Origin of the sequence: Paenibacillus sp. MZ03-122A, assembly GCF_024213325.1 — a bacterium.
GTDB lineage: Bacteria > Bacillota > Bacilli > Paenibacillales > Paenibacillaceae > Paenibacillus > Paenibacillus polymyxa_B.
Genome location: NZ_JANAVI010000007.1, coordinates 111847 through 129172, shown reverse-complemented (window position 1 = coordinate 129172; position 17326 = coordinate 111847). Strand labels below are relative to the sequence as shown.

The 17326-nt window shown below is 46.6% G+C and carries 16 protein-coding genes; 15 read left to right on the top strand and 1 reads right to left on the bottom strand.

From position 1 onward, the window contains the following. Position 1: 1 nt before the first annotated feature. The 14 genes from NLX74_RS16575 (at position 2) to NLX74_RS16510 (ending at position 15546) form a co-directional block, all read left to right on the top strand. Positions 2 to 2593, top strand: a complete 2592-nt coding sequence (locus tag NLX74_RS16575; protein ID WP_254329341.1) for a hypothetical protein — start codon at positions 2 to 4, stop codon at positions 2591 to 2593. Between the two features lie 12 nt (positions 2594 to 2605). Then, positions 2606 to 3217 carry a hypothetical protein gene (locus tag NLX74_RS16570; protein ID WP_235307578.1) on the top strand — a complete coding sequence of 204 codons (612 nt, stop codon included), beginning with the start codon at positions 2606 to 2608 and terminating at the stop codon, positions 3215 to 3217. Between the two features lie 61 nt (positions 3218 to 3278). After that, positions 3279 to 3545, top strand: coding sequence for a hypothetical protein (locus tag NLX74_RS16565; protein ID WP_235307579.1), 267 nt, complete (start codon positions 3279 to 3281; stop codon positions 3543 to 3545). Between the two features lie 226 nt (positions 3546 to 3771). Next, the gene (locus tag NLX74_RS16560; RefSeq protein WP_483311657.1) at positions 3772 to 4539 is read left to right on the top strand and encodes a putative phage tail protein; all 768 of its coding nucleotides are present in this window, start codon (positions 3772 to 3774) and stop codon (positions 4537 to 4539) included. Positions 4540 to 4580: 41 nt separating this feature from the next. Beyond that, a complete protein-coding gene (locus tag NLX74_RS16555; RefSeq protein ID WP_235307581.1) occupies positions 4581 to 4970 on the top strand; it encodes a phage tail-collar fiber domain-containing protein in 390 nt (129 codons plus the stop codon). Positions 4971 to 4985: 15 nt separating this feature from the next. After that, a complete protein-coding gene (locus NLX74_RS16550) occupies positions 4986 to 5864 on the top strand; it encodes a tail fiber protein (RefSeq protein WP_254329339.1) in 879 nt (292 codons plus the stop codon). A gap of 109 nt (positions 5865 to 5973) precedes the next feature. Beyond that, positions 5974 to 6420, top strand: coding sequence for a phage holin family protein (locus tag NLX74_RS16545; RefSeq protein ID WP_254329338.1), 447 nt, complete (start codon positions 5974 to 5976; stop codon positions 6418 to 6420). Positions 6421 to 6576: 156 nt separating this feature from the next. Next, positions 6577 to 7542 carry a glycoside hydrolase family 25 protein gene (locus NLX74_RS16540; protein ID WP_254329337.1) on the top strand — a complete coding sequence of 322 codons (966 nt, stop codon included), beginning with the start codon at positions 6577 to 6579 and terminating at the stop codon, positions 7540 to 7542. 707 nt (positions 7543 to 8249) lie between these two features. Continuing rightward, the gene (locus NLX74_RS16535; RefSeq protein ID WP_254329336.1) at positions 8250 to 9905 is read left to right on the top strand and encodes an ABC transporter substrate-binding protein; all 1656 of its coding nucleotides are present in this window, start codon (positions 8250 to 8252) and stop codon (positions 9903 to 9905) included. A gap of 29 nt (positions 9906 to 9934) precedes the next feature. After that, on the top strand, positions 9935 to 10939 hold the full coding sequence (locus NLX74_RS16530) for an ABC transporter permease (RefSeq protein ID WP_069291317.1): 1005 nt from the start codon (positions 9935 to 9937) through the stop codon (positions 10937 to 10939). Positions 10940 to 10974: 35 nt separating this feature from the next. Next, a complete protein-coding gene (nikC, locus tag NLX74_RS16525) occupies positions 10975 to 11886 on the top strand; it encodes a nickel transporter permease (RefSeq protein WP_103048940.1) in 912 nt (303 codons plus the stop codon). A 230-nt stretch (positions 11887 to 12116) separates the two neighbouring features. Beyond that, complete coding sequence (locus tag NLX74_RS16520) at positions 12117 to 13532, top strand: deoxyguanosinetriphosphate triphosphohydrolase family protein (RefSeq protein WP_254329335.1); 1416 nt, start codon at positions 12117 to 12119, stop codon at positions 13530 to 13532. A 69-nt stretch (positions 13533 to 13601) separates the two neighbouring features. Next, entirely contained in the window at positions 13602 to 14546 is a 945-nt protein-coding gene (locus tag NLX74_RS16515; protein WP_254329438.1) for an MsnO8 family LLM class oxidoreductase, read from the top strand. 13 nt (positions 14547 to 14559) lie between these two features. Next, complete coding sequence (locus tag NLX74_RS16510) at positions 14560 to 15546, top strand: TRM11 family SAM-dependent methyltransferase (protein ID WP_254329334.1); 987 nt, start codon at positions 14560 to 14562, stop codon at positions 15544 to 15546. A gap of 4 nt (positions 15547 to 15550) precedes the next feature. On the opposite strand, the gene NLX74_RS16505 is transcribed toward NLX74_RS16510, so the two are convergent. Next, positions 15551 to 16507, bottom strand: coding sequence for a D-2-hydroxyacid dehydrogenase (locus NLX74_RS16505; protein WP_254329333.1), 957 nt, complete (start codon positions 16505 to 16507; stop codon positions 15551 to 15553). A gap of 228 nt (positions 16508 to 16735) precedes the next feature. Here NLX74_RS16505 and thpR point away from each other — a divergent pair, with 228 nt between their 5' ends. Further along, positions 16736 to 17302 carry an RNA 2',3'-cyclic phosphodiesterase gene (gene thpR / locus NLX74_RS16500; RefSeq protein WP_254329332.1) on the top strand — a complete coding sequence of 189 codons (567 nt, stop codon included), beginning with the start codon at positions 16736 to 16738 and terminating at the stop codon, positions 17300 to 17302. The last annotated feature ends 24 nt before the right edge of the window (positions 17303 to 17326 follow it).

Sequence of the window (17326 nt, the reverse complement as noted above, 5' to 3'; positions counted from 1 at the left end):
CATGGCAAGCGAAAAAACACCAAATCTTGGCTTAAATCAAATTGACCGCACATCGCCCAAAACCACGTATTTTGATCTGGAGAAGTATTTGGACCAAAACTGGCGCGCTGTAGACAATTTCGCAGGTGATGTGAATGATGGTGTAAATGAGATCAAGAAGCGTCTGGATACAACAGAGCGTAAGGCGGTAACTCTCGAACCTGGGGTGCAAATTGTTCATGCGGAAAAGGCTGCCCCATTTTCGCTGACGGGGCTGAGCGGGCGTACGTTGGTGAATTTGTTGGGAAGATGGGGGAATTTGAGTAGCTTAAGGGGGGTAACACCGTATCAAGCTGATATAGCGCTAGATACTTTGAATAAAGGGACAATGCCTAATTCGTTAAAAGTAACGATCAAGCCTGGATATACCGTTGGAGTGGGGTTTTATAGTAATTTTAAATTTTTAGCTGGGAAATACTATGTTGCAATTGTAAGAGCTAAAGTAGGTAACGCTATAGATGCAGGAATCTCGGCTCCGAATGCTCTGGTAGAATCGAAAGTTGTAGTTACGGATAAGACTAACTTTGCTACGGCTTGGTTTAGGCTGGCACCTACCAGCGATATTATTACTAACATAGATTTGGTAACACAGGGTACTGTAGGACAGTATTCTTATTTTGAGGCTGCGCGTATCTATGAGATTTCTGCAGCAGAATATGCAGCATTAGCAACGATGACCGACGATCAAATTGACAACAAATATCCTTATGTAGATAGTGTAATGCCTGTACGTAATCCATACGCGGTCCGGTATGGGGAGAATTTGGCCCCACACTCTTTTTATTCTTGGGACACTGCGGTCGGAACACCTCTTATTAAAGATGATCGAAGTGTTGTTGTTTCTTCTTCAAATATAATGATATCTTCCATCTACCCATTAGTTCCGGGTCAGGCTTACACGGTTTCCGCTCAGTCGAGTGGACCAACGGGTAGAATACATGTAAATATGCAAAACGAGACTGCGGTTATCGGTAGTGTAACAGGTAGCGGAATTATATCTTATACATTCACAGTTCCGGCAGGTACTAAAGGTGTAGTGATCCGCTTGTTGGGCACATCCACTGCCGAAGTAACGATTTCAGACTTTATGTTCAACATCGGCAGTATTGCCAAACCATTCAAGCAGCATGAAGACTCCATGCTGGCACTGCAAACAGACCTATACGCCGATCCAGTTACAGGGGCTAATGCTGATACAGTGTTTGAATGTGATGGGCAATATTATAAAAGCAAACGTTGGCACAGTATGACGCTTGACGGCTCGCTACCCTGGGGTTACTTCGATTCAGCCGCAGGCTACAAAGTTGTACGGATACCTGCCACTAATGGAATGGTTGACAGTGAGAGGATAACAAAGTTTGACGGTAAGTTGGTTCAGCATGTTTTCCCGTTAAGCGGGCCGGATCAATCCCACCTTAGCCCAGAATCTGGTGTTGTGGGTCTGTCCATTTCTAGCGCAGACAGTGGATGGGGAGATAACTACACACCTACAACAGACGAAATAAAGGCGTATTTTATGGGCTGGAAGATGTATTTGGCTGGTCAAGGAGACGTTAGTAAGCCGTTTAACAATGAGGCAGTAGGGAAGGCGTGGTGTCCGCTTGATTCTATCTACGATTCGAACGGGACCGCAGCAACGCTGTACGTAACTACTTTGCCGACAACAGCGATAACATCCTTGTCGTACGTAAGATATGGAAATTGGTCGGCATACCAACTCGTATACAAACTCGCAACGCCTACAGCAGAGCCTATCATATCCGAAGGACAACTAACGTTCGTTGCGGGAGACAATCAGGTTGAAGTAGGTACGGGAATTGTGTTGCGCGAGCCTGCCGACGTATTTATGGAGACAGGAACTATGTTCGGCAACAGGATGAACATAAATAACGCCAGCTTTAGCGCGCGCTTGCTCAGGAACAGGTCTATACAACCGTTGACGGTATACAAAGATGGGGTCTTAGACACAAGATGGACTAAGGGCGTCGGATGGATCACGAGTGCGGGTACGTTATCGCAACTTTTGAATGCATCGGATAGCGACAGAGCATCGGCCTACAGTGTCACGTACTTTATGGTTGGTCTCTCACCCGTTGTGCCGTTCACAGGAATCTACGCAGCCAACGAAAAGACACTGCTGTTGGATTTGATAGACTGCGTGCAACAAGCAAATTTGCGCCTGTCTGTGGTGGAGAACAAAAAGGCGGACAAGGATAGCCCTTCCTGGATTACACCCACGTTGCTTAATGGCGTTACAGCAGAAACATCCTCAGTGGATATGTGGCCTCAGTACCTTAAAATGTCAGATAATCTTATTAAGATGCACGGGTCAATAAAGGTACCGACTTCTAATGCAACCGTCACGTGTTTTAGGTTGCCGGAAGGATACAGGCCTAAAATCCTAACGGTATTAACCTGCGCAGCATCTGATGCGGTGTCCGCTGACAAAACTGCCGTAATTGCAATATCCTCTGACGGACGTGTTGAAGTAGTAGGCAGAGGGGGCTATGGTTGGATACGTTTAGATGCCGTTCAATTTATAGCAGAAGTTTAAGGAGGATAATATATGAAAGCAGTACCTAAAGTAAATACAGATGGCCTCTATCTGGAGGACAAGCTAGTGGACGATGCCTTTTCGGGTGTCGTCCCTTTTTATGCTCCATCTTCACTCATACTATCTGACACAGACCAGCAACAAGACATCTATGTGCGTACTACCGATAAATCGAGTGCCATTGATGAAGAGAATACAGAAACCAGCCCTGCTGGCTATACGGTTGGTATTCTAGTTCCACCGGGCTTATATCATCCTCTGTTTGATATTCAAGGCTGGTTGACCTATGAAGCAGAATATAACGAAACTCTGATTGAGGCACAAAAGAAGTACGAGAAAATTAGTAAGGAATCGCAAGCTTCATTTCAGAAGTTGCATGTTGAATGGCAAAACAAGCTGGAAAACGAACGTGGAGACGAACCTATATATTCTGCTCCGGCTTTTGCGACTCCAGAACGAAGAGACCCGACGACATTTTGGAGTGAAGGATTGAGTGAGGAAGCGATTAAGGAACTGACACAAAAAGCAGAGCAACAGCCAAGTGAGACAGATCAATTGAAGCAGCGTATTGCAGATCTCGAAGTAACGCTGACCCAGCTCATGCTTGGTAACACAGGAAAATAACCATGTACTGACTCCTGTTTAGCCGCAAAATTCTTATTTAAAAAGAGGTGAGGTCATAACTATGACTGCTTTAACAGAGACTCAATTGCGTATTTGTGCTTATGCTTGTGTTACCCGCTATGACCGGGGAGAAGGTAATATAGCAGCTATCATTGGATGCTACGCTTTAGATGAAAAACAACGTAAACAAGTGAAGGAAATGATTTTATCCCATCGTTCTGATCTGGTATTGGATAACGTAGAGGAGTCGTCATCTATGGAGGTTTCCAGTGCACAGCGAGAACCGGTTAAATGGTATAGCTCTATTTTTCGTAAAAAAACGGTATAGAGCAGAGAGCAAAAATGTCTGGGCTCAAAGGAGGAGCGAGCATGTATGAAAGAAGGGATCTGATTATAATGGGTTTCTCCAAGCTGAAAATGAACAGACAAAGCAATCCTTTTATAACGATTCAATTCGAATCAGGGGGTAGAACTGGGGATGGTGAGTATGGATGGATATTGACGAAAAAAAAGAATCTGTTATCCAAGATGTAACGGATGATTTTAGTAAACGAATGTTCAGTTCGCGGGGGCCGGAGCTATTTTCCTATCTTCCTGCCTATTACGAAGCATCCCGTGTTATGCACGTCGATATGGATGCAAAGGGTAGCGAACTAGATGCTCTATACCTTGCGCTAGATGATACGTTAGCCCAGTTTTTTGTTCGCACCGCTACTTGGGGGCTTGAACGCTGGGAAATGGAACTGGGTATCCCGATCCATTTGGAAAAGCCGCTGGAACAGCGGCGATCTGTTGTGGAGTCAAAACTTCGTGGCAGCGGCAAATTTTCAGGGGATTTAATACGGAAAATCATGAGCTCATTTGGTGTCGATGGGGAAGTAGATTTTTATCCGGCTGAGTACAAGTTTGGTATGAGCTTTGAAAATAGAATCCCTGAAAATATGATTGATTTCAAAAAGATCATCGAGGATATTAAGCCTGCTCATCTTGCTTTTTATATGAATAACAAAACTAGGCTTGCATTTCTTCATGAGAATGAAATGGTTTCTCGTATTCGATTACGTTCAAGAGTTCGCTTTTTTGGTGGGAAGCCATGGTATTTAGATGGTGTCGAGTTACTGAACGGAATAGCTTCTTTGTCCGGGTGGACAGAGGAACCTATGCGCTATTTAAACCGTACAAAAATGGTCATCAAGCATCGAATGGATCATCATCAGGAAGGCAGAATGATAATTCGAGACCATTATTGGAAGTTAGATGGAAGTATGAAGCTGGACGGTAGTCAGATGTTAAGCTCAACTGAGAAAGTTATTTCAGTCTAAACCAATATAACTTTTATTTAAAGATAGAAAGGATGGTAAGTATGGTAGAACAAGTTTTGACAGTTACGACTGCATATGCAAGGGAACAAATGGCTCGTGCCCGCGCTGAGGGAGGAACGCTGACAAAAGTAGTAAAAATGGCGTTTGGTAGCGGCGGTGTGGATCAAGCAGGGAAGCCACTGCCTTTGGATGGAACAGAACAGGTGTTAAAAAAGGAACTGGTTCAAAAGGATATTACGAGCTTTGAATTTATTGCTCCTGCAACAATTCGTTATACTTGCTCACTGGCAGAAAATGAATTGGTGGGTGAGACGATTAATGAGCTGGCTTTGGTAGATTCAGCGGAGAAGCTGACGGCCATCCGTACAATGAGCAACAAGATCAAAGATAGTGATATGGAGTTTGTTTTTGAAATTGAAGACATCTATTAAGGAGGATGAAGAAGTATGAGCATACAACAGCCACGCAGATTTGTTACTACCGACCAGGGACATGCAGACGTCCTGAATGGACCGATTGATACGCTTTATGCTAACGATCAGGAATTGGCCGCACAGGTTGAAAATATCAAAAAGGACCCGGCTGGGAACGGTGTTGCTTCCAAGGAAGCGTTGGACAATCACGCCAGCAATACAGACCTCCATGTTACAGTAGCCAAGCAAGCAGCATGGAGTGCAGCAGAGGGGAATGCCAAGAAGTATACAGATCAGTACGCTGCTCCTAAGCAACATAGTCATATAGCATCGGATTTGCCTTCAGCATCAACACAGGCGAGGGGGATTGTGCAGCTTAATACATCTACAGGAAGCACAGCCATAGATCAGGCAGCTACTCCGAGTGCGGTAAAGGCAGCTAATGATCGAGCGAATGAAGCTTACAGTCGGGCAGACCAGGCTTTTACGCAAGCCAGTGATCTTAAATCAAAGGTCGCTAACGCTATCACTGGCAAAGGCGGCAGCGCCAACTCTGGTATGACCGGAGATCAGTTAGCGGAAGCAATAAGTGGATTATCTACCAAAAAATCTGCAAGCGGGAATTTTAATGGTCAGGTATCCGCAACATCTACGAATCCCTTGTTATCGTTAGCAGTCTCAGGATTGTCGTTTACACCTAGCATCGTATTGGTTAACATATCAATTTCCAGTAGTACTAGTGATTATAACGGTTATATTAGCAATCTTGCAGGTATTCGCACTTATAGAGGTGCAGATGCTTCTGTTTCTTATTCAGGAGTACCGGGTGGGTTTAATCTTAATATCAGTGCAACCGTTTATATATCTAACAATGTTAAAATACAAGCTTATCAATGGTATGCTTTCGAATAAGGACAGAGCTAAGTAACAACTAAATGATGCCACACAGATCGTGTTATTTTATGCCCTTGGACAACCAAGGGCATTCACTTTAAAGCTAGGTTCAAAAGGGGGAACAAACATGTATGAAAAGATCGATCAGATTTGGCTGGGGCTTTCCACGGGGACCTTGATCGGTTATTTTTTTGGGGGGTGGACCACAATGTTGACGTTGCTGTGGTGGATGGTCGTGATCGACTTTTTCACCGGATGGGCAGCGGCCTGGATTAATGGGGAGCTCAAAAGCCGCCAGGGGTATTACGGTATTTTTCGCAAGGTTACCGTGTTTTTGCTCATTACGGTAGCTCATCTAATCGACGGTATTCTCGGGGATGCACATTACTTCCGGGATGCCGTCGTTTTCTTTTATTTAGCGAACGAGCTGTTGTCCATTATTGAAAATGTGGGCAGAATGGGAGTGCCGATGCCGGATATTTTGCGGAATGCAGTAGCTATTTTTGAGTCCAAGTCGAGTGGAGAAAAAATAAAGCCAACCGACCCTTCCGACAAAGAAAATAAAGCTTCATAAAGTGCCACCGGTGGCCACTACAAAATAGGTAGACTACCTTTTTGCCCTTTTTTCGGTGTAAAAGTGGAAAAGCCCAGACCGTATGGATGGTCCAAGCATATGGATAACGAGACAGAGTGAGCTACAACATTATGAATGATAAGGAGGGAACGCCTTATGCAGAATCGCAGCCCTAACGCTGCCGAAGGCATTGACGTGTCCCGATATCAGGGAACAATTGATTGGAAGCGTGTACGAGCCGATGGTAAATCGTTTGCATTTATTAAAGCGAGTCAAGGACAGCGTTACGTCGATCCGACATTTATCACGAATGCAAAAGGGATCAAGGCAGCCGGGATTCTGCTGGGAGCTTACCATTTTGTAGATGCAACCAGTGTAAACGCAGCAAAAGAGGAAGCCAGGCATTTCGCCGAGGTGCTGGATCAGGTGGGTGGTGCGAAAGCGCTAGACTTGCCAGCGGTAATGGATTATGAAAATAATCCGGGAGGGCTTAGCTCGGCCGCGATTCATGAGGTTGCGTTGGCATTTGTAACAGAATTTGAACGGGTAAGCGGCCGTAAGCCGATGGTATATACAGGGAATGCTTTTGCCGCCCATTTCAAAGCGCCATTGGGTAGTTATAAGCTGTGGATTGCACGTTATAGTACACGGGTGCCCGGCGACTCCACAGCATGGAAGAACTGGGACTTTTGGCAATACAGCGATAGTGGACGGGTTGATGGAATTCAAGGGCCGGTTGACCTGAATGTATACGCCGGAACAGAGGCCGAGCTACGCCAAGCATTTGCAGGAGTAGAGGGGGATGAGCCAATGACAGCAGAGGAAAAAGCGGCATTTCAGGCCCTGCAGCAGCAGATCGCCGCTCTTGAAAACAGCAAAGATGTGCTCAAGCAGACGTTGAATGAACAAAGCGCTAATAATAAAAAGTTGGATCAGCGGGTAGCTGAATTGGAGGGACGTCAGGCTATGCCTGTACCGACCTGGGCGAAGGAAGCGATGGCTGCCGCTGTTGCATTTAATCCGGCAAGCCCGATTGTGGATGCGAAACTGCCAAGCAGTTACGATTTTTATCGCTTACTGATCGTACTTAACCGTCTGGGTGTGTTTAAAAAAAATAAATGATCTTTTGCAAATCTTATGCCCGGAAGGGATTATTTTCATGTGAACCAAGCCATACACCTGAAACGTAAATTGACAGGCGGTTCAAAGGCAACCGCCTGCACTTATTGTAAAGTAATGTTCTTCATGATTTCTACATAAGCTGAACTCCAACGCTTTAAAAGTGTGAATCATTGGGTGAAAATGCAGCATGTCTACCAGCCGGATCGAGCTGTAAAGGCTCCTGTAGGTTTGGTGCTGAATACATTTTTGAGGTAAGATCATACTCCTGCTTGGAGGTTGAAGACCCCAAGCAGGAGTATTTATTTGATATGATTATGTAAATTGGTTTGTAATATTAATTGACATGATGTATAAAAACATATGGTAATGTATGAAAAACCCCCTTGTCTGCTTCCAGATTTTATAGTAAAGTATCCAATAATCAACTTTGTTTGAGCATAATATTCACTGTTTGTGAGTATATATCACACTTTCACCACGACCTGACATACTCCTCTTTCTATTTATTACATCACATCTATCCATTACCCTACAGCATCTCTTACACCACTAGATTATGAACACTTCTGTCCTACTACACCTATTTGATGAACTCGGAATTTGGGACCACAGCTTGAGGACAAGCTTGTCATGTCAATCTAAAGGAATTGGCATTCATCCGGTATCAACGAATTAACAATATATAAGGTGTGAAAGGGGTTTGCTGCATGAGCAAAAAGTATGCAAAACACAAAATCTGGACCGTTCTGCTGGTGCTTGCGCTAGGAGCTGTTTTGGCGCTTTCCGGTTGTGGGGGATCAGGTGAAGGAGCAAAGCCAGAGGCAGGGAAAACACCAAGCGGAGCAGGAGAGGGCGTGCAGGACACGCTCATTTATGGACGCGGCGGAGATTCCGTGGCGCTAGATCCTGCCATTGTGACTGAAAGCGAGTCGCTAAAAATCGGATTGCAAGTGTTCGACACACTGCTGGAATATAAGGAAAATACAACGGAGATCCAACCGGGGCTTGCAGAGAGCTGGGAAGTATCACCGGATGGACTGGTCTATACGTTCAAGCTGCGTCAGGGTGTGAAATTCCATGACGGAAGTGACTTTAACGCAGAAGCGGTTGTGTTTAACTTTGACCGCTGGGCTGATCCGAAAAGTCCATACAAATTTGAAGGTGACTCGTTTGACTATTATGATTCTATGTTCGGTCCTGAAGGAAGTAGGGTGATTAAGGAGGTTAAAGCGGTAGATGCGAACAGCGTCCAGTTTACACTAAACAAGCCGCAGGCGCCGTTTTTACAAAATATCGCTATGCCATCCTTTAGTATTTCAAGTCCCAAGGCTATTCAGGAGAAAAAGGCTGATTTCAAGAGTAATCCGGTCGGCACGGGGCCTTTTGTATTTAAGGAATGGAAACGGAACGATACCATCACGCTGGAGAAGAATCCAAACTATTGGAAAGAGGGGCAGCCGAAGCTGGCTAAGATCATTGTTCGCTCCATACCCGACAATACCGCACGATTTAATGCTCTGCAAAACGGGGAAATTGACCTGATGGAGGATTTGAACCCGGATGATGCAAAGCAGTTAGACGGCAATAGCGATTTGGTGAAAATTGAACGTCCCTCCTTTAATGTGGCGTACATTGGCTTTAATTTAAAGAAAAAAACATTCAATAATCCCAAGGTGCGGCAGGCACTGAATCACGCAGTGAACAAGCAGGCTATTATTGATGCATTGTTTGCAGGGCAGGCTAAGCCTGCGGTCAATCCGATGCCACCTACGTTATGGGGGTACAACGATAGTATTCAGGATTACGCCTATGATCTGGATAAGGCTAAATCTTTGCTGGCGGAAGCGGGCTTTCCTAACGGGCTTCCCGAGCCTTTAACCTTCTATGCAATGCCCGTATCTCGTCCTTATATGCCTGACGGCAAAAAGGTGGCAGAGGCCATTCAAGCCGATTTTGAAAAAATAGGCGTCAAAGTAAACATCCAATCCCCGGAATGGGCTACGTACCTGGATGATCTTAAGGCGGGGAAAAAGGATGATCTGTATATGCTGGGATGGAACGGGGATAATGGTGACCCGGATAATTTCCTTTATACATTGCTGGACAAGGATACGATTCCAGGCAATAACCGTAGTTTTTATGTGAATGAGGAACTCCACAAAATATTGGTGAAGGCGCAGGTTGAGGTCGATCAGGACAAGCGTGCGGAAATGTATAAGGAAGCACAAGTGATTATTAAACAGGATGCGCCGTGGATTCCATTGGTTCACAGCACACCGCTGATGGCAGGTAAAGCGAATCTCAAGGGTTTTGTACCTTCTCCGGCAGGTATTGAAGCGTACGGAAATATTTATTTTGAATAGCCCAAACGCAAGCAGGCGGTGAATAGGATATGAACTCATATATTGTAAAAAGACTGGCCATATTGATTCCTGTATTACTGGGCATGACGCTCATCGTTTTTTCCATTATTCATGCCATTCCGGGAGATCCCGCGGAAACCATACTGGGAGATAAGGCTACGGAACAGTCCAAGCAGGCGCTACGTGAGCAATTGGGGCTGAATAAGCCGTGGTTACAGCAATATGGGACCTATTTAGGTGAGCTGGCACAAGGGGACTTGGGCGATTCCATTCGCACCAAGCAGCCGATTGCCCGGGAAATGGTCCCTTATCTGGCGGCTACACTGGAGTTGACAGTAGCAAGCATGTTTTTTGCCGTTGTAGTCGGAATGAATGCCGGCATCGTGAGTGCCTGGAAGCGAAATTCCTGGTTTGACTATGTGAGCATGGTCATTGCACTGGTCGGAGTATCGATGCCGATTTTTTGGCTGGGCTTGATGGAGCAGTGGATCTTTGCGAATAAACTGCATTGGCTTCCTTCTATCGGACGCATGAATTCCCGTGATCCGGTGGAAGCTGTGACACATTTAGCCGTGATTGATGCGTTTATAGGTGGGCGTATGGATCAGGTATGGACCGTCATCAAGCATTTGATCCTGCCCAGTATCGCACTTGGAACGATTCCAATGGCGGTCATTGCGCGCATTACTCGTTCCAGCATGCTGGAGGTTATGGATGCGGACTATATCCGTACGGCTCGGGCGAAGGGGCTGGCATCTTTTCAAGTCGTGTACAAACATGCGCTTAAAAATGCTGCGATCCCCGTACTTACTGTCATCGGTCTTCAGACTGGATCACTACTGGGAGGCGCGGTACTGACAGAAACCATTTTTGCCTGGCCCGGCATCGGACGGTACATTTTTGAAGCGATCAGCTCGCGTGACTATCCGGTTATTCAAAGCGGAATTCTGATCATAGCGTTCCTGTTCGTCATCATTAATCTGATTGTCGATTTGCTGTACGCGGTGCTCGACCGGCGTATCCGTTATCAGTAATCAAGTCGTCAATTGTTCAAGGGGGAGCTTGTCCGATGTCACAATTTTCAATGGAACCCAACAACATACCGACGACACGCAGCACATTGGCGCATTTGCCTGTCGTGACTGGCCCTTGGAGGGACGCATGGAGGGCTTTCCGTCACAATAAAATGGCGTTCGTCGGCCTGAGCATTATTATCTTCTTTGTCATCATTGCTTTGATCGCGCCGTGGATTGCTCCTTTTGACTATAAAGAGCAAAATTTGGTGAGCCGTTTGCAGCCTCCTTCTGCGGAGCATTGGTTCGGTACGGATGATCTCGGTCGAGATTTACTGACTCGCACGCTGTATGGAGCCAGAATCTCGTTGTGGGTCGGTTTCTTGTCTGTTATTGGTTCAATGATTGTAGGAACAGCCTTAGGTTTAATCGCAGGATTTTACGGAAAATGGGCAGATATGGCCATTTCGCGGCTATTCGACATTTTACTGGCATTTCCGGGGATTTTGCTGGCCATTGCTATTGTGGCCATTTTAGGGCCTTCATTGGAAAATGCGTTGTACGCCATTGCCATTGTCAATGTGCCAACGTATGGACGGTTAGTTCGCTCTAAGGTGCTAAGTGTCAAAACGGAGGAGTATATCACTTCTGCTAGAGCGCTTGGAGCCAATAATACACGAATCATCCTCCGCTATATTTTGCCTAACAGCCTGACACCAATCATCGTACAGGGAACGTTGGGGATCGGAACGGCCATCATTGAAGCGGCAGCGCTTGGATTTCTGGGCTTGGGTGCACAACCTCCTGAGCCAGAGTGGGGTAAAATGTTGTCCGATTCGCGGCAATATATCCAGAACGCGCCGTGGACAGTTATCTTTCCGGGGATATCTATCATGCTGACCGTATTGGGCTTTAACCTGATGGGGGACGGGTTGCGGGATGTATTGGACCCGAGGGCGAAGCGGTAGAGCAAAAGTGATGAGGTATAAAAAGTTGAGTAAAGAGGTGTTCTCTGGCCTGAAGCAAATGGCTGGGGACCACCTTTTTTATATGACATTTTTTGTATTGGAGTAGAAAGCACCATCCGACTGCGCAGTGGTGCTAAAAGTAACTTTTACAGCTGAAAGTCATGTGAGCTTTCCTGAGGCGCGAAAAAAATGTATAATCACTCCAATTGAGTACGTAGGGAGTGGGCTTTATGACATGGCAGGACAAGAGAGAGCATCGGCAATTTGCGGAACAGACACGAAGCGACGCTTCACGGGCCGCATATGAACGGGACTACTCCCGTTTGATCCATTCACCGACTTTCCGGCGGTTGCAGGGTAAATCACAGGTATTTGGCGCAGGCACGGGCGATTATTACCGCACACGACTGACGCATTCTTTGGAGGTAGCGCAAATTGCGCGTGAAGCATCCCGAAGCTTGCTGCGCCGCCATCCCGAAGTAGAGCTGGAACAGGCAGATAACGCAGGACTGATCATTGACCCTGAGGTGGTAGAATGTGCTTCCATTGCACATGACTTTGGGCATCCACCGTTCGGACACAAGGGAGAAGAGGTGCTGGACGGGATTTTGGATCAACTGATTGAAACAAAGGTAGAAAAGATATCCTCTGCCGGAGGCTTCACACCGGAGTCCAAGCGTGGACAGGAGGCCTATGCGCGTGAGCGACAAATTTATGAGCATTTTGAAGGGAACGCGCACAATTTCCGACTGATTATGTTTTTAGAGAAGCGTGAGAACGTGGATGGTTTGAATTTGTCGGACGCTGTGTTACTGGGGATCAACAAATACCCATACCCGGGGATTCTGAACAAAAAAGGGTTGTACCTGCATGAGTGGGAATACATACGTTCTATCCGCGAGGATTGGGGTATCCCTGATGGCAAAAAGACGCTAGAAGCCCAGCTTATGGACCTGTGCGACGATATCGCTTATTCTGCGCATGATCTGGAGGATGGAATTAAGGCTGGGAAAATCGAGGTGCACGAGCATTTCTTATATGATCCGTATTTAATTCGTCTGATTACGGAGAAAATCACCACGTTAGAGGATAGCTTCTGGCAAGGCTGGCAACTGGCTGAGATTGAGCAGAAGGTAGCGGCTGTGCTGAGCGAATTTTTGAAGGTGTGGAATGGCAAGATGCCGATGTGTGAACACGACTATTCCCGTACTCGCCGTGAAGTGAAGGCATACTGGGTCAGCCTGTTTGTCAGCAGCTTGGGTGTAATTGATGATGGAAATTGGAAAAAGGTAACCTTCGTGCGGGATGGAAGCGAAGATTTGGATATGCTGCGCACTGTGAGTGTGTTGAAAAGCTTTGCTTGGGTTACGATGATCCGCGATCTGCGCGTACAGCGACTGCAAAAACGGAGTGAGTGGATGCTTAGACGGCTGTGGCTGGCGTTTCTGGACCCAGAAACGTCCAAATCGATTATCCCAAGCGACTGGCTCCAGCGCTATGAGCGCGACCAAGCCAAGGCGAAACCGATCTGGACATGGGAGCATATGGTCATAGACTATATTGCAGGTATGACCGATGCTTTTGCTGAAAAAATCTATAATGAGTTATACGGTCTGAAGGTGGGTTCCATTTATGATCTGGATTGACCTTTAAATTTCCCCTATATAGTAGAAGGAACTGGTTTGTAATGGATAGCAGGAGGGAGGAATGTGTCTATGCAATCTCGGTCTTTATCTATAAAAAGGTTGAATCTCGGTGTGCTCGATATGGTGCCGTTGCTGCCCGGTAACCGTCCGGAGCAGGCGGTTCAACGAGCTGGTGAACTAGCGAGACAGGCAGAAGCATGGGGATATACACGCTACTGGACCTCGGAGCACCATGATATGGAGGGGCTGGCTTCCTCCAGCCCGGAAGTGCTGCTGTCGCATATCGGGGCAGTGACGAAGACCATTAAACTGGGTGCGGGCGCTATTTTGCTCCCGCATTATAGTCCAGTCAAGGTCGCGGAATGGTTTCATCTACTGGCCGCTCTATATCCTGGCAGAGTCGAATTGGGCCTGGGGAGAGCACCTGGTGGGGGACCTCATGCTTCGATGGCACTGAGCGGTAATTTTCTTCAACATGTGACGGAGCTGCCACAGACGATGGAAGCTCTATTGGCTTTGCTGGAAGGTACTTACGAATATGAACAGGTGCCTGTGTTTGCTCGGCCGATGCCTGAACAGCCGCCAGCAGTGTGGATGCTAGGTACAAACCGAAAAAGTGCCGAATATGCCGCCCAGTATTCAACAGGCTATGTATTCGGTCAGTTTATGAGTGAACAGCAAACGGAAGAAATGCTAAGCATTTACCGCTCCGGCTTTCAGCCATCCAATCGGATGGACAAGCCACGTACCATGGTGGCTGTAGGAGCAGTATGTGCCTTGACGAATGAACTGGCGCAGCAATGGGCTGCTCAGATTTCATTGGGCGACCCGGCAATGCGAGCCAGCTGGCTAGTGGGAACGCCGTCGGATATTGCCGAACGGTTACGCGGCTTGCAGATTAAATATGATAATGATGAGTTTCTGTTGGTCACACCGATTCCAGATTATGAGCAGCGGCTTCACTCCTACCGTCTAATAGCGGAGGCTGTAAATTTTAGCCTTGATTCCAAATGAAAAGAGATATGACATGAATAAACAGAAAACGAATATCGAAGAAATGAAACCAAGCTACATATATACCTATGCGTGTCATGAAACAGAGCGTGAGTTGTGTCTTTTGGAATTGAAATGCTTGTTCGGTCAGCCGCCCGTACAGGATTCCATCCTGTTGTCCCATCGGCGGCTGGAACCGGGGACGAGCCCGTTTATTCATCTTCGGCTGGATGTAATGACAGATGCGGGAACACTGGAAGAGCTATGCGAAGCAGCCTCTATGTTACAACTTGAGGAAGGAAAGACTTTCAAGGTGTTGTGCCTTAAAGAAGGTGACCATGAGGCCGACTATGACGAGCGGCGCGGGATCGAACGCCGAATTGGGGCACGCATTCATGGCCAGGCGCAAATGAAGACACCGGATATCACCCTTGGTGTTATTCGGATAGGAGAACGGTGGCTACTGGGCACGTGTCAGTATAGCGACAGATCGTGGCAGGAGCGTCGTCAAAAGCCGCAAAATTATTCTACTGGACTACCCGTTCTGGTAGCTAGGGCACTTGTGAATTTGGCAGGAACTGATCTAACAGCCGCAAAGGGAGAGTCAGGCTCATTGAAACTGCTAGACCCGTGTTGTGGTATGGGCAATGTAATGATTGAGGCATTGAGCATGGGGAAGGATATTCGCGGTTGTGATATCAACCCGTTGGCGGTGCGTGGGGCACGAGTGAATTTGCGTCATTTTGGATTTGAAGAAGATCTAGTGAAGCTCGGGGATATGAATATGCTCGAAGGCACATACGATGCGGCCATATTGGATATGCCCTATAACCTGTGCTCCGTGCTCCCGGCGGATGAACAAAAGAAGATGCTGCGCAGTCTGAGACGCTTGGCCGCGCGGGCAGTGGTCGTGAGCACGGAGCCGATGGAAACATTGTTATCTGAGTCAGGCTGGACCCTTACGGAGCAATGCCGCATACATAAGACAGGTATGAGTCGGGAAATCTGGATCTGTAAGTAGCGTATTAATACTGAGTTTTGTAGTTAACCAAATTCAGCGGTAACTCCTGATCAGCGGCATAGGCATTCAAATTAGTAAGAAAAATATCCACCGCCCGTTCGGCATATTTGTCCGTATCGCCTGCAATATGCGGTGTGATCAAGACATGGTCCAGACTCCATAGCGGATGTGAAGCAGGTAGCGGTTCTTCCTCGAATACATCCAGTCCGGCAAAGGCAATATGCTTTTGTTCCAAAGAGCGTACAAGCGCATCCGTATGAACGGTGCCACCGCGACCTACATTAATGAAGAAGCCACCCTTACGCATAGCTGCAAATGCTTTTTCGTCAAAGAAGTGATGGGTTTCCTCAGTGAATGGCAATATATTTACCACGATATCCGCTGCTCTCAATGCTTCGTGTAGTTGTTCGTTAGTATACATGTGCTCTACATGGGGAGCTTCTTTGCCAGAACGGCGGACTCCGATCACCCGCATGCCAAAGGCTTCTGCAATCCGCGCTGTTTCCCGGCCAATTTCGCCAACGCCTGTAATCAACAGCGTTTTGCCCCGTAATTCCGTCAGTTGGCCTTTCGGTGGCTGCCATGTTTTCTGACGTTGCAAGAGAGCTGCTTGCTGTAAATAACGTGTATGCGATAGCAGCATGCCAAAGATCTGCTCTGTAATTGGAATTGCATGCACACCACTTGTATTCGTTAGTAAAATGTTACGCTTCTCCAATTCGGTAAGCGGTAGTTTATCAATCCCGGCCGACCAGGTTTGTATCCACTTCAGCTTGCTGTCTGGATGTAATGCCTCTTCGGCAATATGCTTGGACCAGCCTAGAATAACCTCGGCCTCCCGAATTTGTTTAGACTCCAATTCCGGAGCTTTGCCAATAATCAACTCGTAGCCCGGAGCCGTTGCACGAACATGTTTTTTTTGCTCTTCCGTAAGTTGATGTAAGCTTAAAATGTTTCCCATAGTTCATAGCCTCCTCGATTTTTGATTCCTTGGAGTTTCCAATATATTCTGGCGAACCATCCTTTCAAGAATAACAGATTGCCGAAAAAATTGCATAAGGAGGGTAAAAAAGCGCTCGCAGTGTCACAATATATAACAACAAATGGCTTTACCCTGATCAGGGACAAACCAAACAGCTACTTTTTGAGATATCCACAATTATCTATTAGGAAAGGAGGTAATAGGTTGATGAAAAATGAATCGCAAAGACTTTTTACAGCTATTGCTCTTCCGAATGAGCATAAGAAGAAGTTACATTATTGGGTGGAGCAGGATTTAAAAAACCTGACTTTTCGCAAATGGAGTGATTTCAGAGATTATCACGTGACACTTCAGTTTTTGGGTGATGTGGAGACCTCGGTTATACCGAAACTTGAGCAGGTTTTAGTTCAAGCTGCAGCTGAGCATGACCCGTTCACACTCAGCATCGGAGAAGCAGGTTTTTTTGGCCGTGAAGAATTTCCGCGTGTACTGTGGAGGGGAGTGACCGGGCAGCGTGATTCACTGGATCAACTGTACCAGTCCATACTCCAGGCTACCGAACCGCTGGGTTTTAAACCCGAGGAGCGACCTTATCGACCTCATATCACCCTAGCACGTTCGTACACAGGAAAGCAGGCTATTCCACCGTCTATTTGGCAGCCAAATGACCGATGCAGCGAGCCATGGAAAGTGGGAGAATTTGTTTTATATGCAACCCGAATGGGTCAAAAACCAATGTACCATATAATTCAAACATTCCCATTAATGAGGTGAATGCCTTGATCTATCAGCGAATTT